15 protein-coding genes are annotated in these 19,669 nt (G+C 31.5%); 3 read left to right on the top strand and 12 right to left on the bottom strand.

The window, feature by feature from the left end; translation table 11 throughout:
• The first annotated feature begins 91 nt into the window (after positions 1-91).
• Complete coding sequence (locus LPB87_RS09060; RefSeq protein WP_129539107.1) at positions 92-577, top strand: hypothetical protein; 486 nt, start codon at positions 92-94, stop codon at positions 575-577.
• A gap of 51 nt (positions 578-628) precedes the next feature.
• Here the strand turns inward: LPB87_RS09060 and LPB87_RS09065 are convergent, their stop codons facing one another.
• From LPB87_RS09065 to LPB87_RS09095, 7 genes are all read right to left on the bottom strand, one after another.
• Positions 629-1,054, bottom strand: coding sequence for a protease complex subunit PrcB family protein (locus LPB87_RS09065; protein WP_129539108.1), 426 nt, complete (start codon positions 1,052-1,054; stop codon positions 629-631).
• 22 nt (positions 1,055-1,076) lie between these two features.
• Positions 1,077-2,219, bottom strand: a complete 1,143-nt coding sequence (bshA, locus tag LPB87_RS09070; RefSeq protein WP_129539109.1) for an N-acetyl-alpha-D-glucosaminyl L-malate synthase BshA — start codon at positions 2,217-2,219, stop codon at positions 1,077-1,079.
• A gap of 390 nt (positions 2,220-2,609) precedes the next feature.
• Entirely contained in the window at positions 2,610-3,092 is a 483-nt protein-coding gene (locus tag LPB87_RS09075; RefSeq protein ID WP_230727690.1) for an ABC transporter ATPase, read from the bottom strand.
• Between the two features lie 262 nt (positions 3,093-3,354).
• Entirely contained in the window at positions 3,355-4,146 is a 792-nt protein-coding gene (locus tag LPB87_RS09080; RefSeq protein WP_230727691.1) for a (Fe-S)-binding protein, read from the bottom strand.
• Positions 4,147-4,274: 128 nt separating this feature from the next.
• Positions 4,275-5,612, bottom strand: coding sequence for a (Fe-S)-binding protein (locus tag LPB87_RS09085; protein ID WP_129539112.1), 1,338 nt, complete (start codon positions 5,610-5,612; stop codon positions 4,275-4,277).
• 9 nt (positions 5,613-5,621) lie between these two features.
• Positions 5,622-6,581, bottom strand: a complete 960-nt coding sequence (locus LPB87_RS09090; protein WP_129539113.1) for an MlaD family protein — start codon at positions 6,579-6,581, stop codon at positions 5,622-5,624.
• Between the two features lie 50 nt (positions 6,582-6,631).
• The gene (locus LPB87_RS09095; RefSeq protein WP_230727692.1) at positions 6,632-7,786 is read right to left on the bottom strand and encodes an N-acetylmuramoyl-L-alanine amidase; all 1,155 of its coding nucleotides are present in this window, start codon (positions 7,784-7,786) and stop codon (positions 6,632-6,634) included.
• An 83-nt stretch (positions 7,787-7,869) separates the two neighbouring features.
• Here LPB87_RS09095 and LPB87_RS09100 point away from each other — a divergent pair, with 83 nt between their 5' ends.
• Both LPB87_RS09100 and LPB87_RS09105 read left to right on the top strand, forming a co-directional pair.
• Complete coding sequence (locus LPB87_RS09100; RefSeq protein ID WP_230727693.1) at positions 7,870-10,572, top strand: putative LPS assembly protein LptD; 2,703 nt, start codon at positions 7,870-7,872, stop codon at positions 10,570-10,572.
• A 48-nt stretch (positions 10,573-10,620) separates the two neighbouring features.
• Positions 10,621-11,001: a RidA family protein gene (locus LPB87_RS09105; RefSeq protein WP_129539116.1), complete on the top strand. Its 381-nt coding sequence runs from the start codon at positions 10,621-10,623 to the stop codon at positions 10,999-11,001.
• A gap of 332 nt (positions 11,002-11,333) precedes the next feature.
• On the opposite strand, the gene LPB87_RS09110 is transcribed toward LPB87_RS09105, so the two are convergent.
• The 5 genes from LPB87_RS09110 to LPB87_RS09130 all read right to left on the bottom strand — a co-directional run bounded on the left by LPB87_RS09110 (position 11,334) and on the right by LPB87_RS09130 (position 19,547).
• Positions 11,334-11,708 (bottom strand): methylglyoxal synthase, encoded by a 375-nt coding sequence (locus LPB87_RS09110; protein WP_230727829.1) that lies wholly within the window; start codon positions 11,706-11,708, stop codon positions 11,334-11,336.
• Between the two features lie 15 nt (positions 11,709-11,723).
• Positions 11,724-12,575 carry an N-acetylglucosamine kinase gene (locus LPB87_RS09115; protein WP_129539117.1) on the bottom strand — a complete coding sequence of 284 codons (852 nt, stop codon included), beginning with the start codon at positions 12,573-12,575 and terminating at the stop codon, positions 11,724-11,726.
• A gap of 136 nt (positions 12,576-12,711) precedes the next feature.
• Positions 12,712-13,716 carry a type I glyceraldehyde-3-phosphate dehydrogenase gene (gene gap, locus LPB87_RS09120; protein WP_129539118.1) on the bottom strand — a complete coding sequence of 335 codons (1,005 nt, stop codon included), beginning with the start codon at positions 13,714-13,716 and terminating at the stop codon, positions 12,712-12,714.
• 94 nt (positions 13,717-13,810) lie between these two features.
• Complete coding sequence (gene pfkA / locus LPB87_RS09125) at positions 13,811-14,797, bottom strand: 6-phosphofructokinase (protein WP_129539119.1); 987 nt, start codon at positions 14,795-14,797, stop codon at positions 13,811-13,813.
• A 289-nt stretch (positions 14,798-15,086) separates the two neighbouring features.
• Positions 15,087-19,547 carry a translocation/assembly module TamB domain-containing protein gene (locus LPB87_RS09130; RefSeq protein WP_230727694.1) on the bottom strand — a complete coding sequence of 1,487 codons (4,461 nt, stop codon included), beginning with the start codon at positions 19,545-19,547 and terminating at the stop codon, positions 15,087-15,089.
• Positions 19,548-19,669: the final 122 nt, after the last annotated feature.

Raw genomic sequence — 19,669 nt, forward strand, 5'->3', positions numbered from 1 at the left:
CTAAAAATGTGAATTATGAAACAATTAACAAATTTTCTGTAAATTTAACTTATAATTCATATAATAACTTTGTCAAAATAAATACTTACTTATGAAAAAAATAATTTTGTCAGCTATTATGCTGCTAGGATTGGCATTTACTGCCCAGGCACAAGATATTTCTAAAAATGCACTTGGTTTGCGTTTAGGAGATAATCACGGATTTGGAGGAGAAATTTCTTACCAAAGAGCATTATCTAAAAATAATAGAATTGAAGCAGATTTGGGTTGGAGAAACAGTAGAGACGTTGATGCGTTTAAATTAGTAGGTCTTTACCAATGGGTTTGGAACATAGATCAAGGTTTTAATTGGTACGCAGGTGTCGGTGGTGGTATCGGTAGCTGGAGTCACGATTACAACCAATATAAAGACAATGGAACTTTTGTATTTGCTGCCGGAAATATAGGTATTGAATACGGATTTAAAGAAGTACCTATCTTACTTTCATTAGATGCAAGACCAGAAATTGGTTCTGGATATTATGACGATGATAATTTTGGATTTGATATCGGATTAGGAATCAAATTTCAATTTTAATAAAATGTATTTATAAAAAGATCCTGTAGCTTAAGCCACAGGATCTTTTTTTTATTTAATAATAATGTCTTTTTTAGAATTTATTTTCACAACCGCATAAGGATAAGTAATCACCTGCATTACCATGCTATCAGGAGCAGGAGCAGTTTCTTTAACAGTAATAACAATATTAGTATCTGTTTCTTCCACTTTTTCAACACCAATAAAATAGCCTCCAGTATTTTTTTCCCCCATATTCAAGATAACATAATTTGATTTATTAATATCATCTTGGTTTATTTTACCTTTTAAAGACTCATCACTTTTCAACATCATGATTTCATTGGGTTCGCTTAAGATTTCAAAAAAACGAATATTTCCACCGCCATCACTTTGTTGTGTTAATACTTCATACAAACCCGTGCTTTTGTCTACAGATTTAGTAGCCCCACAAGAAATCACAAAAACCGAAACAAACAATCCTAGTATCTTTTTCATTTTTAATTATTTAAATTAATAATTACTTAATTTCCTTATAATTGTTAATCGCTTTTTGATATAAAGCTTCGTACTTAGGTAAGATATTTTTAATATCAAATTTCTTAGCAACTTCTAAAGCATTTGCTTTAAACTCATTTAAAGTTGCATCATCTTTAAGAATTTTTAAGGCATTTACAGACATTTCTTCGACATTACCAACATCGCTTAAATACCCAGAATATCCATCAAAATTCACTTCTGGCAATCCACCCGAATTACTTGAAATTACAGGAACTCCGCAAGACATAGCTTCAAGTGCTACTAAACCAAAACTCTCTGTTTCAGAAGGCAATAAAAATAAGTCCGTAAAACATAAAATTTTATCTACCTCATTACTGTTTCCAAAAAAGATTACTTTATCGTAAATTCCCAATTCCTGACATAAAATTTCGGCTTTTTCCTTTTCAGGACCATCACCAACCATCATCAGTTTAGCAGGTATTTCTTTCTGAATATTATAAAAAATCTTAATAATATCCGGAATACGTTTTACTTTTCTAAAATTACTAATATGAGTAATAATACGCTCATTTTCCTTAGCCATAACATAACGATGACAAGGAGCATCTGGGTCTTTCTTTACTTTATCCAGTTCAATAAAATTAGGAATCACCTTAATTTTATTCTTAATATTAAATAATTTCAAAGTATCATCTTTTAAACTCTGTGAAACCGAAGTCACATAATCTGATTTATTGATACTAAAAGTCACTGCAGGTTTATAAAAAGGATGATTCCCTACAAGAGTAATATCAGTCCCGTGAAGCGTTGTAATCATCGGGATATGAATTCCTTCGTTTTTAAGCATTTGCTTCGCCATATAACCAGCATATGCGTGCGGTATAGCATAATGTACGTGGAGCAATTCAATCTTATACAACTTCACCATATCAACTAATTTGCTGGACAAAGCCAATTCATATGGTTGATAATGAAACAAAGGATATTCTGGAACATTTACTTCGTGATAATGTACATTAGGATTCAAGAGTGCTAACCTAACAGGCTGGCTATAAGTTATAAAATGAATTTCGTGACCACGTCTTGCTAATTCAAGGCCGAGCTCAGTTGCCACGACTCCGCTCCCTCCAAAAGTAGGATAACAAACTATTGCTATTTTCATGTATTAATTTTAGTACTACGAAAGTACTCAAAAATAGCGTTTGATAGAAGTGAAATTTAAGTTAAAAAGTAATTCCATCGATCCAAACAAGCATCTAAAGGCATTTCAAAACCACTAAACTATTTTTTATTCTTTTTTAGAAGCAGAATCATTTTTATTCAACAGAACCACCGAACCCGCTGTACACTAAATCCGTACAGAAAAAACGCGGGATATCGTTTCCATCGGGGCTAGGTGATAAATTATGTTTTTTCATAAGAAACTCATAATAAATTTTAAAGATAACGAATCACATAAAACTCCTTAATACAACATATTAATTTCATTCTGAGACACAAAAAAAAGGCATGAAATATAATCTCATGCCTTCAATATTATTTGGGTATCTTCTTAGAAAAAACGACTGTGCCAGCTATCAGCTGCAGGAACTTCCCATGACTCGTTGTATTCTTCTATATTATTTACAAGATTATTAAAAACAATCGTATTCTCAGATACTGATTTATCTTTAACCATTTTCTTAAAATCAATCAAAGGTTTATGCGCAATGTGCTCACCAAGTTTAAATGTAACGTTCATTTTATCAAGTAAATCAACATTATACTTCTTCTCTAAACTCTGAATAAATTCAACTGAGCTATCAATAGAACAACCAGTCGCAGCTTGCACATCTTGATTTACAGCCAATATAATAAATCGATTGTATTTCATTTCATATGAAGCTTCTAAACTTGTTCCGTGTGCTGCCCAACCTTCAACAAAGGATTTTAAGTCAGACTCTATTTCAGAAAATTCCTCATCAGAAAATTTTCTGTTTGATTGATAAATCCAAATTCTGGATTCACCAGGTAAATTTTCAAAAGGGATATACATTTTAATTATTTTATTTTATGTTATTGTTTTTTGTTTCAGGTTTCAGGTTTCAGGTTTCAGGTTTCAGGTTTCAGGTTTCAGGTTTCAGGTTTCAGGTTTCAGGTTTCAGGTTTCAGGTTTCAGGTTAAAAAAACTTTTCAAGTTTTTTTAAAACCTCATAACAAAACTTTTATCACTCTAAACCTCTGTCCCTTTGAACCTCTGTTCCTTTGAACCTTTGCTACTTTGAACCTTTGCTACTTTCAACCTTTACTCCTAAAAACTAAAGATCCTGTGCATTTGCAATCAATTCTGCAATGTCTAAAACTTTTACAGAATCTTCTTTTTCCTGGTGCTTAATACCATCAGTTAACATTGTATTACAAAACGGACAACCTGCAGCAATAATATCTGGTTTAGTTTCAAGTGCGTCTTCTGTACGCTCTACATTAATCTCTTTTGTTCCTGGTTCAGCATCTTTAAACATTTGAGCTCCACCAGCTCCACAACACAATCCGTTTGCTTTAGAGCGTTTCATTTCGACCAACTCAATATCAAGCTTCTCAATTAATGCTCTTGGCGCTTCATATATCTTATTAGCTCTACCTAAATAACACGGATCATGAAAAGTAATACGCTTTCCTTTAAACTGGCCACCTTCAATTGTCAATCGCCCATCATCTAGTAAAGACTTAAGAAATTCAGTATGATGTACTACTTCATATTGACCACCCAATTCAGGATATTCATTTTTTAATGTATTAAAACAATGTGGACAAGCTGTAACTATTTTTTTTGCTTCATAAGCATTCAGAACTTCAATATTCATCATAGCTTGCATTTGAAACAAAAATTCATTTCCAGCACGTTTTGCAGGATCGCCAGTACAACTTTCCTCTGTACCAAGAACCGCAAAAGAAACACTTGCACGATTTAATATTCGAACAAATGCTTTTGTGATTTTCTTAGCTCTATCATCAAAACTTCCTGCACAACCTACCCAAAATAAAACTTCTGGTTGTTTTCCTTGGGCTAGCATTTCTGCCATTGTTGGCACAACTAAACTTTCTGACATCTTCTTTTTTTGTTAAATCGGTTAATCGCTAATCTGATTATATAGCTGTAAAAATTAATTTAATTGCTAATTCACTAAAACCGAAATTTATTTTATTTAAACGATTAAAAATAATCAATTAAATTATCCTAATTTTCATTCTTCCAATTCAATCTATCTTGCTGATTGTATTGCCAAGGCGCCCCATTATTTTCAATATTTGTCATCATTGCATTTAAAGGCATTGGCGCAGCACTTTGCTCCATAACCAAATAACGACGCATATCCATAATAATTGATAATGGACTAATATTTACTGGACATTCTTCAACACATGCATTACAAGATGTACATGCCCACAATTCTTCAGGAGTTATATAATCATTTAATAATGACTTATTATCTGGAACAAAAACTCCTTTATTAGCATCTATATTATTACCTACTTCTTGCAAACGATCTCTTGTATCCATCATAATTTTACGAGGAGACAATTTTTTTCCTGTTTGGTTTGCAGGACAAGCTGAAGTACAACGACCACATTCTGTACACGTATATGCATTTAATAACTGTACCCAATTCAAGTCCTGAACATCGCTCGCACCAAACTTGCTAGGAGTAGCATTTTCATCTACTGGAGCAGCTGCAAATGGATCAGCATTAGGATCCATCATCAATTTAACCTCTTTTGTAACCGACTCTAAATTATCGAACTGACCTTCTGGATTCAAATTAGCAAAATACGTATTTGGGAAAGCCAATAAAATATGTAAATGTTTTGAGAAATATAAGTAATTCATAAAAATAAGAATACCTATAATATGCAACCACCAAAATGCTTCACATAACAACATCACCAACTCATTAGACATCCCGTTAAAAATTGGCGCTATAAACTGACTTACAGGAAAACTACCTGCTTTATGAAAGTGCGAAAATCCTCCTGGAACATTTTGCAAATGCAAATCAGAAGCATTCATCAACAAGAATAATGTCATTAATATTACCTCAAAATACAAGATATAATTTGCATCATTTTTTGGGAACCCATTTAAATCTGGATTAATAAAACGCTTCAATCGAATAACGTTTCTTCGTATCCAGAAAACTATTACTGCTACCAAAACCAATAAAGCTAATATTTCAAAAGAACCTATTAGTACATCATATACTGGACCTAAATAGGGTGCAAAAACTCTATGCGTACCAAATAAACCATCGATGATAATTTCGAGTAATTCGATATTTATGATAATAAAACCAACATAAACAACAATATGCAATACTCCTGCAATTGGTCTTTTTACCATTTTAGACTGACCTAGAGCAATCATAGCCATGTTTCTCCAACGTGCTTTTGGATTGTCTTTACGATTTACATCTACTCCTAAGTTTATGTTTCGAATAATTTTTTTCACACTTGACGCAAAAAAACCAAAACCAATAATAAGAAGAATGGCAAATAAAATATTATCTAAATAACTCATATTTTAAGTTTATTTTTTAGAAATCGAATCGTTAACTGGTGCAACGTATGGCTTGTTTTTCTTTCCAAAAAGCGAAACATTTACATAACGTGTTGGCGATAAACGTACATCTTGTAACAATAATTCTAATTCTTTAGAAGTTGCTTGCAGGTTATTATAAAGCGCTTCGTCTTTTAATAATTTACCCATTGTACCTTTACCTGAGTTTAATCCATTCATTAAACCATCAACTTTAGCTAATGCTTGGTTTAAACTTCTAACCGTTTTACCTAGATCTGCTTTATTTAATGAATCAGACATTTTAGCAAAATTTCCAGACATTTTATTAAAGTTAGTAACAACTCCATTAATCTGTCCTTTATTAGTATCTAAAATTGAATTGATGCTTCCAGAAGCTTTATGAAATTGCTCCATTGTTTTACTTAATTCAGCTAAACTCTTTTTTAGGTCTTCCTGTCCTTTTTGATCAAGAACATTATTTAAACCCGAAACAAGTTTATCAATATTAACTAGCATCTTCTCTACTTTGTCCTGAACTGGCGCTAATTTATCAGCCAAACCTGCTGTTAAACCAAGTTTAGTTGTTCCTTTGAATAATTGCCCCTCTACAGCAGGCTCTTTATCATTAAAGTTTGGATAAATTGCAATTTGCTTTCCTCCTATTAATCCAGGCTCATATATAGAAGCCGTACTTGATTTAGAAATAGGGAAATCAGTTTTTAATTGTAATTCAACCAACAATTTCCCAGTAGCTTCATTAATTTTAATACCATTAATTTTACCAATTGCTAATCCGTTTAAGGTAACTGGTGCAGATGTAGCTAATCCTTCTACATTATCATATTCAACATAAAATGTCTTGTAATCAGTAAAGAGGTCCTTGCCTTTTAAAAAGCTGTACCCCCAAATAAATAATAAAATTGATGCAATGACTAAAATAGCCGTTTTAATTTCTCTTGTTAGTTTCAAAATGTAAGTGTTTGTACAAATTTAATATAAAAATATTGAACTTGTAATTATTATTTAAGCGAGTCTTGGATACTAATTTTTTCTCCATTTTTAAATGCAATCAAAAAAGCTGAGTCATAGCCCTTCTCTTTTGCTTCTTGCAAATATTTTTTTGCTTGATTATAATCGGCTGTTTGTTGATAGGTATATTTATAAACATTATTCTCGTATACTACAGAAACTCCAGTTAAGCCTTTAAAGTTTGCTGGTGCTAATGGCGTCTTTTTTATACTAGCCAAAAGTTGTACCTTATATATAGAACCATCTGAATTAGGTTTTATAGTGTTTTTTTGAGGAGGAGCAGTAGTTGTAGTTTTTACTGGAGTAGAATCTTTTACTGGTTTCTCAACATTTTTTGTAACTGGTCTTTCATCAACAGGATCAGCAGAACCACTGCCAAAATATTCTTTCTTATAACTTATGATAGCTCCTGCAATTGCTTTTGCATATTCATCTTGTCCGTCTTCTGAATTTAAGATATCTCCCTCAGCTGGATTTGAAATAAAACCAGTTTCTACTAAAACTCTTGGCATATACGCCTTGTGTAGCACCATAAAAGGAGCTTGTTTTACACCACCACCACGCAATTTTTTACCCATTAAACCAAATGCATCTTCGATTTTACTAGCTAATGCAATACTATAGTCTAAATATTCTTCTTGCATCAAGGTCATTCCAATCATAGATTCTGGTGAACCTGGATCAAATCCTTCGTATTTTTGCTTGTAATCTTTCTCTAATGTAATAACAGAGTTCTCATTTTTTGCCACCTCAAGATTAGAAGCTGCTTTATTCATACCCATTACATAAGTTTCAGTTCCGAATGCAGCGGTATTTTTATTTGCATTACAGTGTATAGACACAAAAATACTCGAATTGGCTCTATTAGCAATGTTAGCTCTTTCAATCAAACCTATAAATACATCTGTTTTACGAGTATATATTACATTAATATTAGGATAAGACTCTAATATTTTCCCAACCTTTAAAACTATTGACAAAGCAATATTTTTCTCAATACGCCCACTGTAAACCGCCCCAAAATCATGATCTCCGTGTCCTGCATCTAAAGTTACTTTAAAAACATTAGATTGACTATAGGCACAAAATGAAATTATAGTTAGAAAAAAACTAAATATTACCCTATTTTTGTTAAATATATCCATATAATCTAAAAGTTAATTTTAATAAAATACAACTACTATAATTTTTTCAATTGATTATTTTTGACAAAAAATTATATGTAAGTTTGACATGTCAAAAAACAAGCCATATTTTTACAAAAATAGTATTTAAACCTTTGCATACAAACTTATTTAATATCGTTTTATTATCATTTTTCCTAACATTAGGATGTGCTAATATATATTCACAAGACACGAACAAAAAAAAGAAAGCTATAAACGCTAGTATACAGCCAGATAGCACAAAAACTACAACTATAGACTCCGTAAAGGTCGATAGCATAAAACCCAAAAAAGCTTTTTTGGATGGCAAAGTAAGATACAAAGCCAAGGATTATGCTAAGATTGACCAAAAAAGAAAGCTTATTACCTTATATAATGAAGCGGAGTTATATTACCAAGATGTTGAACTAAAATCGGGCATCATTGTTTTAGATTACGAAAAAAGCGAAGTTTATGCAGGTCGTCTCAAAGATTCGGCAGGTGTTTATACTCAGTATCCCAATTTTAAACAAGGGGCAAGCGCCGTTGAACCAGATTCAATTCGATTTAATTTTAAAACAAAAAAAGCTTTAATCTGGAACTCTAGATCTGAACAAGGCGAATTTAGAATCAAAGCCAGCATCACTAAAAAAGAAAATGACTCAGTTTATTTCCTAAAAGGTGCTCGCTTTACAACTGCAAAAGATGTAGACAACCCTGAATACTACTTTCAAACGAATAAAGTTAAATTTATTCCTGGAAAAAAAGTAATCACTGGATTAACCAATATGGTAATTGCCGATGTGCCTACTCCTATTGCGTTACCATTTGCCTATTTTCCTATGTCGTCTGAAAAAAGTATCTCTGGTTTAATTCTACCAAGTTATAATGACTCCAACACCCGAGGGTTCTCATTACAAAATGGTGGTTATTATTTTGCTTTAAGCGATAATTATGATTTAACAGTTTTAGGTGATTATTATACAAACGGAAGTTATGCCATGCGTTTCGAATCGGCCTATGCAAAAAGATATAAATATAGAGGTAATATAAATATTCGTTTTGAGAACTTAATATCTAGTGAAAGAGGATATCCAGACTACTCTAGACAAAATATTTACAACATTCAGTGGTCACATTCTAAGGATACAAAATCAAGTCCGAATTCGAGTTTTTCTGCTTCGGTAAATATGGGTAGTAGTAAATACTTTAAACAATCTATTAACCAAGCTAATATTGGATCTAACTTAAACAACACTTTAAGTTCATCTGTTTCTTATAGTAAAACTTTTAATACGCTACCACAAATACGTACATCATTAACTGCGACACACTCTCAAAACACACAAACCGAAGTCATTAATATGACTTTACCAACATTAGAAGCGAGTGTTGACAGGATATACCCGTTCGCAGGGAAAAACGGAGTTAAAAAAGGATTTATTAAAAATATTAACTTCCAATACAACTTAAGTGGTAAAAACAGTATCGTAACAACCGATTCTCTATTTTTCAAACCTCAAATGTTTGATGATGCAAAAATCGGAGCTAAACACAGTATTCCGATAAGTACTAACTTTAAATTATTCAAATATTTTAGTGCAAGTACAACTGCAAATTACCAAGAAGTATGGCAAACAAAAACCATCCAAAAATTATACGACGCAGATCAAAACAAAGTAATCGACAAAACTGTCAATGGTTTTGACGCATATAGAACCTACTCGTTTAGCTCAAGCCTTGGTACAACTATATACGGTACTTTTAATTTTGGTGAAGACAAAAAAATAAAATCGATTCGCCACGTAATGCGTCCGTCCATTTCTTATGGATATACTCCTAGTTTCGATAAATATTACGATACCTACTCTGCTGATGCAACAGGAGCTACGATGAAAGAATACAGCCGTTTTGAAGGAGGTATTTTTGGAGCACCAGGTAACAACAACTCCAATATTATAGGATTTGATTTAAGTAATACTTTTGAGGCAAAAGTTACTGATAAAGACAGTACAAAAACAGAACCTAAAAAAATAATGTTGCTTAACAATTTAAACTTCTCTACAAGTTATAATTTCAATGCTGACGGAATTACATCATTTGCATGGCAACCATTAAGAGTTAGTGGAGGAACACAGCTCCTTGAAAACAAAATGAATATTAATTTTGGAGCTACATTAAATCCATATGCAATTGATAATGCAGGAAAACAAATGAATGTTTTCAACATCGATAATGGAGGAAGCTTATTCAGAATGACTAGTGCAAATATGACATTAAACTATTCTATTTCGAATAAAGAAAAAAGTAAAAAAGACGATTCAAATAGCCAAAACACAAGAAACGGTGGTCGTGAAGATGATTTATTTGGAAGAAGCACTGATTTAAATGATCAACGTAAAAGCCAATTTGACGGCTCAGAAGAAGAGGATAATGAAATAACTCAATTTTTCAACGCAAAACTTCCATGGGATATGACACTTGCTTACTCTCTAACATACGGAAATGCCATGAGAGAAAACAAAATCATTGGAAACTCTATAATGATTTCTGCTAATATGGATATTACCCCAAAATGGAAAGGTGGTATCTCTACAGGATATGATTTTGTACAAAAGGGAGTTACTTTTACCCAACTTCGTTTTGAAAGAGATTTATTAAGCTGGAGAATGGATTTTAACTGGACTCCAATAGGTCCATATTCAAACTGGAATTTCTTTATCGGAATAAAATCTGGAGTTCTTAGCGACATCAAATGGAACAAAAGAAGCACTATTAACAGATAAGCTGATTCTGCTACAAATAAAACACATTTAATATAAATTGATACAATCATGAAAAAAATCATATTTACCGAAAATGCTCCAGCTCCAATTGGCCCATACAACCAAGCTGTCTTAAAGAACGACACTCTTTATGCATCTGGTCAAATTGCTATTAATCCTCAAACAGGAGAATTAATTACAGATAATATTCTTGATGAGACCAAACAAGTAATGGAAAATATAGCTGCTATTCTTAAAGCTGCAGACATGACTTTTGAGCACATTGTAAAAGCAACTATTTTTATAATGGACATGAATAATTTTGCCGCTATCAACAGTGTATACGGTTCTTATTTTGACGAAAAAACTGCTCCTGCACGCGAAACAGTTCAAGTTGCTTGCTTACCTAAAAACGTAAATGTAGAAATTTCTATAATTGCAATACGATAAAATTCAGGATTAATGTGCCGAAGCCACAATGATAACTACGGCACATTATCACATCTCTACAAAAGCATATCTCTTACCTACTACTTTCCCTATCTTTTCTCTAAAGAAACACTTTAAGCCCTTTATAAAGCTGAATCCCTATATTCATTCTATTTTTTAACCGATTCTTTTTTTTACCTAAAAACAGAACGATATCTTATATATTTTTATCATGAATAACAAATCAGATTCATGATTCCTTTATATATAAAAACAGATTGAAGTGTAATTAGAAATAAAAAAAACCGCCTCAAATAATTGAAACGGTTCGTTATAAAATTTAATATGGATTTTTACAATTCTAACGCAATAGCATTTAGTAATAATTGTGCTGAAGCTTCGTTAGTCGCCAATGGCACATTATGTACATCACAAACACGGATTAACATATTAATATCGACTTCATGAGCATGACTTGCTAACGGATCCTTAAAAAAGAAAACCATATGTGTTTTCCCTTCTGCTACTCTTGCAGCTATTTGGGCATCTCCTCCCATAGGACCTGAAAGCATTTTTCGAACTTTAAAACCAGCATTTATAGCTTTACTTCCTGTAGTTCCGGTTGCGATAAGTTTAATATTTTCCTTAAGTAGGAGTGTTTTATTTTTATTTAAAAACTGAACCATGTCTGCTTTTTTACCATCGTGGGCTATAATAGCAATCTCCATACTTTTCATTTACTTTTATTTATTAGAAATATGATATGCGATAAGTCCATCGATTGGACGTCTTAAAACATTACCTAATTGCAATTCGTATTTATCAAAAGTCTCTTGTAATTCATCTTTTAAATAGTAAGCAATTGAACCTACAAAATGAACTGGAACTTCTTTACAATTATCAAATTGTCTGATGTAATTCTTAACAAATGATTTCATCCCTTTAAAGATGATTTTTCTGCAAAACTCAGAATCTTTGTGCTTGATTAAAAACTTAGCAAAAGTAGCCAAATATGCATTTGGATTTGGTTCTTTATATAATTTGTTTTTAATAAAATCTGGATCCATGTTGTATTCTTTTGCAAATTCAACTGCTAAATCCTGAGGCATTTTATTAAAATAATATTTTCTGATTAATTCTTTTCCAAAAACATTACCACTACAATCATCCATTGCGATATAGCCTAATGATTGTACTTTTTGATATAATTGTTTACCATCAAAGTAACTACAATTTGACCCAGTTCCTAAGATACTAACAATAGCTTTCTCTCCTTTTGGAGTAGTTGCATATACTGCTGCATAAGTATCTTCATGAACATCAACAATTGCGTTAACGAAATATTCTTGAAAAATTTGTGATAGAGCAATTTTCATTCTATCTGTGCCACAACCTGCTCCGTAAAAGAATAAATGTGTAGCTGTATTTTTATTTTGTAATATATCAAAACGGTCATTTAATCGACTTACGATTTCATCCCCATTAAGAATTTCAGGATTTAATCCTAAGGTTTGTGTTGTGAATAATATCTTGCCATTATCATCAATTGCTATCCAATCTGCTTTAGTAGAGCCACTATCAACTATTAATTTCATTTTATTTTATTTAGTTTTCGGTTTAGTTTTTCATCTTACAATATTAAGTGTAATTATTCACATTATTGAGAGTCAAACAAAATAATAAAAAATCCCGCTATCTATTCAATAACGGGATTTTGAAATGTATATAAAATTATTTAAGACCTGCGATATGCACAGATAAATCAATTAATTTACTAGAGTATCCATACTCATTATCATACCAAGATACTAGTTTAAAGAAAGTAGAATTTAATCCAATTCCTGCATGAGCATCTACAATAGAAGTTCTAGGATCAGAAATAAAATCTTGAGAAACAACTAAATCTTCAGTATACCCTAAGATACCTTTCATTGTAGTTTCTGAAGCTTTTTTCAAAACTGCCATAATCTCTTCATATGAAGTTTCTTTAGCAACTTTTACAGTTAAATCTACAACAGAAACGTCAGCAGTAGGAACACGCATTGACATACCTGTTAATTTTCCGTTCAATGATGGAATAACTTTTCCAACAGCTTTAGCTGCACCAGTTGATGAAGGAATAATATTTAAGTTTGCTGCACGACCACCTCTCCAGTCTTTTCTAGAAGGACCGTCAGTTGTCATTTGAGTTGAAGTTGTCGCGTGAACAGTTGTCATTAAAGCTTCTACGATTTCAAAGTTATCATGAATAACTTTAGCTAAAGGAGCTAAACAGTTTGTAGTACATGATGCATTAGAAACTACTGTATCTGTAGCTTTTGCAGTTTCATGGTTTACTCCCATTACAAACATTGGAGCATCTGCTGATGGAGCAGAAATGATTACTTTTTTAGCACCTCCTGTAATGTGAGCATTTGCAGTTTCGATAGTTGTGAAAAAACCAGTACATTCAGCAACAACATCTACATTTACTTCATTCCATTTAAGGTTAGCTGGTTCTCTTTCTGCAGTTACACGAATATGATTTCCGTTTACAAAAAGTTTTCCTTCTTTTACTTCTACAGTACCGTTAAAACGACCGTGAACTGAATCATATTTTAATAAATAGGCTAAATGATCTACATCAAGCAAATCATTGATTGCTACTACCTCTACATTATCTCTATTGAAAGACTCTCTGAAAACGATTCTTCCAATTCTTCCAAATCCGTTTATTCCTAATTTTACTTTTGACATTTTTCTAAATTTTTATTTATTTTTTGTTTATTCTACTTATTTTCAAAGTCTAATTTCCTCACAATAAACTTCAATTTTATTTTTATTCTAATTTTTATGTTGACATGATCTCAGAAACGCGTAGCAATTCTCTATCTATTTCTGATTTACCTTTAATAGCTTGCTCCAAAGGTGTTAATGATACTTTATCATTTTGCAATCCAACCATATAATTTGATTTTCCTTCAAGCAAAGATTCTACAGCTTTTACACCTAGTCTACTTGCTAGAACACGGTCAAAACATGAAGGTGAGCCTCCTCTTTGCATATGTCCTAATACAGAAACCCTAACATCATATTCTGGTAAATTAGCTTCAACGTAATCTTTTAATTCAAATACGTTTTTACCAATTTTATCTCCTTCAGCAATTACAACAATACTTGATGATTTTCCTGAAGCCTTACTTTTTTGAAGTGATTCTAGTAATCTATCTAACCCTAAATCTTCTTCAGGAATAAGAATCTCTTCTGCTCCTGCTCCAATTCCAGCATTAAGAGCTATATGACCAGCATCTCTTCCCATAACCTCTACAAAAAACAGACGATTATGTGAACTTGCCGTATCACGTATTTTATCTATACAATCTACAACTGTATTTAAAGCCGTATCATACCCTAAAGTGTGACTCGTACCAAAAATATCATTATCTATAGTTCCTGGGATTCCCATTATTGGGAAATTATATTCTGAGTTGAATAGCAAACCTCCGGTAAAACTTCCGTCACCTCCTATTACAACAAAAGCATCGATTCCTGCTTTTACAAGATTCTCATGTGCTTTTTTTCTTCCTTCTGGAGTTTTAAATTCCAATGAGCGAGCCGATTTTAAAATCGTTCCTCCTTTATTTACAATATTATTTACACTTCGAGGTCCCATCTCTTTGAAGTCTCCTTCAATCATTCCTTGGTAGCCTCTATAAATTCCGATACATTCGATGTTATGATATGCACAAGTTCGAACTACTGATCGAATAGCTGCATTCATTCCTGGTGAATCTCCTCCTGATGTAAGAACACCAACTTTTTTTATTGTTTTTGGCATTATTTAAGTATTAAAGTGTAAAATTAACAAACATTCACCACTATTCGGGCTATATTTATAATAAGTTAATAGAATATGTTAAATTCAAACGTTTTCGTTAATAAGTTTTCGGATACTAAAAAAAATCAATAAAATAAAAAAAGTCATTTATTTTAATTAATAATTTAAAAATAACAATACTTGATTGAAGTGTTAAAAATTTGAATACAATCAAATTTAAAGATAAGAAAATTAAGAGGGGTAAAAAAAAGATTAACAAAACTAAAACACATTAACACATGTAAGTTTACTAATCTTCTTCAGGAATTAATCCTTGGGTATTTGGTTTTACCTTTTCTTTTTCTTTTTTATTAGTTTTCTTTGACTTTGAGAAATCAAGATAAGCTGGATCTATAGACGAATCCTGAAAATCATCATTTGAATTCGATCCTTTAATGGCACGTTCTAATTTATGATTCTTAAATATCTTGTTTACCAATTCTTTAAAAGTATCAAAATCGACTTCGTATGAGACTCCCATACCTTGGGTGTAACCAATTCCTTGTCCTATATAATTAATATCGTTTTCTCTATTAAACAAACGCAAATTCATACTTCCGTCTTCATTAACTCTATACTGCACTTCAACATCACCTACAATCGCAGATTCATTAATTCCACCTACTGGTACTCCAACTTTTCCGTTTATAGTAATTCTTTCATTGATTTGTGACGAAATCGTCGCCGCAAATTGACCATCTGCTTCCTGACCAAGTCTTCTATCTGCAGAAGTATATGTAAAACCGATATCAATCTTATCGCTATCAGAATGGATTATTCCTCCTAATAAATTACTAGCAGTTTCAAACAAACTACTAGAAAAATCAGATTGACTCACTCCTTCAGGACTCAAGAATCCTCCAGAAGACAATAGATAAAGTGCTTGTGTTTGTCGAACGTCTTTATCTACTAACTTATATTGAATTTCCGATTTTAATACATTACTAACTGTTGGGAAATCGATATTAAAATCGGGCTCAGGACTTGTTAAATCCCCACGAATACCTATCACCACCTCTACGGGTACTTTTTTACTAAAAGAAGAATTCTCAAGTAATACCGCAGGGTTTGCAGATGTTTTATAAACTGCTTCAAGATTTAACTGTGCCTTCATCGGATTACCTTCCCATGAAATCGAGCCTCCTTTTTTTACAATAAACTTCTTATCGATTAATCCTCCGTATTTAAAATTATACGTCCCTTCATATGCCTGGAAATCCCCCCACATATTGAACTTACCTAACGTATTTATTTTAAATAATAACGATCCAAATCCCTTACCTTTCATTCCGTGTCCAGAATTTCTATCTAAGATTACTTCAACTTCAGCATCTGGTGTAATATCAAAATCAAACTCTAACTCAAGACCATTATAATTTCTTGTAGTTTCAACAATTCCATTTGCTAAATTGTATTTTTCTTTGGCAGTAACAAAATGGATGAAATTATTATCACTCATTGTTTGCGCATCATTGATCGGAATTTTTACTGATGTTCCTTTCTCTGATTTTGCATCAACTTTAATAAACAAAGACGAAGTTGGCCCTTTAATCGTAGCTTTACCATTAATGAATGCGGTACCAAAATAAGCAGCATCTTCACTATCTTTTGTATCTAAAGCAAGTAATCTTTTCGAACTAATATCCAAATCGAGTTTCCAATCGGTAAAATTATCGTGCTCTACAACTCCATTTAAAATCCCTTTAGTACCGTATTTAGTATCCGTAATTGTATTATTTCTTAATAAAAACTTTTCATCAGTTACATCAACAATAGTTTTATCATTTAATTGATAATCAATATTCAAATAAGGAATTGTCATTCCTGCTTTATCCAAATACAAACGTCCGTTTACATCTGGCCTTTTTAAATTACCAATTATCGCAGCATTTCCAGAAACATAACCTCTAATATTAGACAGCACATCGCCTCCCAAAGTATTAATTGCAGCTAAATTGAATGAATCAAATTTTAATTGTAAATCAAGTATTGTTTCTTTATTAATAATCTCGAAGGTTCCAAATAACTTGAATAACTCCGATTTATCATTTTCTACCGATGAATTTATTGTAAACTTCCTTAGGTTTTCATCTCCGGCAATATTAAAATTCAAAGCACCTAAATCAGTCTTATTCACATTCAATTTATTTATTTGAATTGAAGCAGTTGGTTGATAAGCATTCTTTTTTTGCTTAAAATTAATCTCTCCATTAATATCACCATTCAAAACAAATTTTTCATTAGTTGGCGTGATTTTATTAAGATCAACATCTTTAAAACTTAATTTCAAGTCTTTATAATCTCCATCTTTTATTTGTCCAACCAGCTCTATTTGCTGATTTTGGTGAGATAAAATAATATTATCGATATCAAAGTTTTTAAATTTCTTATCGAAAATTATTTGATTGTCTGGTTCGTCTTTTTCATTCAAATACCACATAGAGTTCTTGAATCTCAACTCAGATTTATTTATTCCGACAATGTTATTTTTGTTCTTATCAATAGTATGATATAAATTAAAGTTGAAAAAATCTTCTCCTTTTGAACCTCCTTTAAACTCTGATCTTACAAACAAAGTATCGTTCATAGTGACATTAATCAAACTAAAATCACGCACTTTATAGTACTTAGTTTTAATACTATCAAGTTCTACATAAGCATTATATAAAGGATTTTTATTATCAACTGAAACTCTTATGTTATCAAAAGTATTCTGTGCCGCTTTTATCTGAGGTGAATTAAACTTAAGCTTAAACTCTTGCTTATCGGCATCAATTTTACCCCTAACAATCGTATTAGTAGCAAGTTCTATGTTTGGATAGAATATTTCGATTATTTTATTATAAACAATAAAATCAAAGCGTAAAAACTGCCCTTTACTCACCTTCAATGGTTTATAATTAGCATATAAACTACCCACAGAGTTTGTTACTAAACTTTCTAATTGATTAAATTTAAATTTACCTACAATTTGGCCATTAACAACATCAGTCGAATTTATAGTAATGGTGCGTATTTTATCGGCATCAAAATTTGAACTAATATTGACTTGATCAAAAATATAAGTTGATTTTGGATTTTGATAAACCGCATCGTTAATACTAATATTTCCTTGAAGATTTTCGATTGTATTTCCAGCAACCTGAACTACAACATCTCCTTTAAAAACAGATACAGAATCTTTGACAAATTTCAGCTTATGTAAATCGGCATTTTCAACATTAATATGAAAATCATATTTACTATCTCTTCTGCTTAAATCAACCAAACCATCAAAAGTCATATTCAAGTTTGGATCATTTACAGAAAGTTTCCCTTTATAATGTGGTAATTTAAAATTACCATTTAATACAATATTACTATATGTATAATTATTATAATTAAACTTCTGAACATCTCCTTTAATTACAGTATTTAAGTGCTTATCGGTAAATCCTTTTCCATCAACATCAATATTAAGTGTTGTTTTTCCTATATCTTTTCTACCAAGTAAAGCGCCTACATTAAAATTTTCTAAAACAATATTTCCTGCATATGATGCTTTATCAATAAAGTTGATTTCATTCATATTTAAATCAACAAGACCGTTTCCTAAATCGGTTGTCATATAAAAATCAACATCTAATGCTGTTTTAGATACTTTTGCTTTACCATCAATTGTAAATTTACCAATTCGTTGCAACTCTTTAGGTAATTTTTTCCCTAACACATTTGGTAATAAAACAACCAGATTATCATAACTAGAAGAGAGTCTGTCGAATTTTCCGTTCATTAGAAACTCTTGGTCATTTTTTCCAAAAAGGTTTTTAAAATTAATATTTCCAACAATATTAGATTTATGCAGATCCGATAATGTAAGTCGTTTCAGATTCAAATCATTTAAAGTTCCATCTATTTTTGATTTGACACGGAAATACTGATCTTTACCTAACTCTTTATAAAAGTAACGAATGTCATTTGAACCTATATTAGCTGAATCTAAGGCAACATCAAATTGAACTTTATCAGTAAATTTAGCAAAATCCTCTATGCGATAGTTTAGCGTAGCTGCACCATATATTTTAGAATATTTAGTTAAAATAGAAAGCTTTTCAAGCTTCATTTGTTTCTTAGTATAACTAAATCGTGATGTTAAATTAGCAACATACAAACCTCTATGATCTAAAAATGATAGTTTATGAATCCTTGTACTCACATCAGGACCATGAAGTTTAAAATCACTTATATGTGCATTTAACTTTGTAAAATCGACATCTTTTGGAACTAGACGATTTTCATCTGTTAAAATAAAATGCCCATTAGTAATGTAGGCATCTTTTGCGGTAAGCAAGAATTTTTTTGCGTTAGGAGGTGTTGGTTTTCCCGTTTCAAACGAATGAATGAAGACATCAAGGTTGGTTTTCTTTTCGTTTTTATAGGTTTTCAAATTAAATAGCAAACCGGTCAAACGAATTTCGCCGAAAATTAAATCGCCATCAAGAACTCTTTTAACTCCTAAAATATTTGTTTTGATTAAATCAGAATAGATTAAAGTATCTTTATGGTGATCCATTATTAAAACTTTCCTGAGTTTTACTCCACCAAAAACACTTACAGAAACTTTATCAACAGATATGTGTGTACCAAAATCTGAGTTTAATGTGTCTGTAATATAATTTGCAATTTTGGTCTGAACCACAGGCAAAGACAATGCGATACCCAATACTAACAAAAGTAGAATTAGTCCGATTAGGGAACGAGATACTATTTTTTTAATTTTTCTGATACCGATTGTATTTTTTAGTTTTTCTTTAAATTTAATTTAGAGCAAACAAAGGAAGGTTCCTTTGATAA

This window comes from Flavobacterium sp. EDS (assembly GCF_020991525.1).
Classification (GTDB): domain Bacteria; phylum Bacteroidota; class Bacteroidia; order Flavobacteriales; family Flavobacteriaceae; genus Flavobacterium.

Bases quoted from the DNA above. Each gene is read 5' to 3' on its own strand.
- LPB87_RS09095 (WP_230727692.1), bottom strand. From the start codon at position 7,786: ATGGATATATTTAACAAAAATAGGGTAATATTTAGTTTTTTTCTAACT.
- bshA (WP_129539109.1), bottom strand. From the start codon at position 2,219: ATGAAAATAGCAATAGTTTGTTATCCTACTTTTGGAGGGAGCGGAGTC.
- LPB87_RS09080 (WP_230727691.1), bottom strand. From the start codon at position 4,146: ATGTCAGAAAGTTTAGTTGTGCCAACAATGGCAGAAATGCTAGCCCAA.
- LPB87_RS09075 (WP_230727690.1), bottom strand. From the start codon at position 3,092: ATGTATATCCCTTTTGAAAATTTACCTGGTGAATCCAGAATTTGGATT.
- LPB87_RS09110 (WP_230727829.1), bottom strand. From the start codon at position 11,708: ATGGAGATTGCTATTATAGCCCACGATGGTAAAAAAGCAGACATGGTT.
- LPB87_RS09085 (WP_129539112.1), bottom strand. From the start codon at position 5,612: ATGAGTTATTTAGATAATATTTTATTTGCCATTCTTCTTATTATTGGT.
- gap (WP_129539118.1), bottom strand. From the start codon at position 13,716: ATGTCAAAAGTAAAATTAGGAATAAACGGATTTGGAAGAATTGGAAGA.
- LPB87_RS09060 (WP_129539107.1), top strand. From the start codon at position 92: ATGAAAAAAATAATTTTGTCAGCTATTATGCTGCTAGGATTGGCATTT.
- LPB87_RS09115 (WP_129539117.1), bottom strand. From the start codon at position 12,575: ATGAAATTAATAGTTGATAGTGGCTCTACTAAAGCAGATTGGATAGCA.
- LPB87_RS09105 (WP_129539116.1), top strand. From the start codon at position 10,621: ATGAAAAAAATCATATTTACCGAAAATGCTCCAGCTCCAATTGGCCCA.
- LPB87_RS09065 (WP_129539108.1), bottom strand. From the start codon at position 1,054: ATGAAAAAGATACTAGGATTGTTTGTTTCGGTTTTTGTGATTTCTTGT.
- pfkA (WP_129539119.1), bottom strand. From the start codon at position 14,797: ATGCCAAAAACAATAAAAAAAGTTGGTGTTCTTACATCAGGAGGAGAT.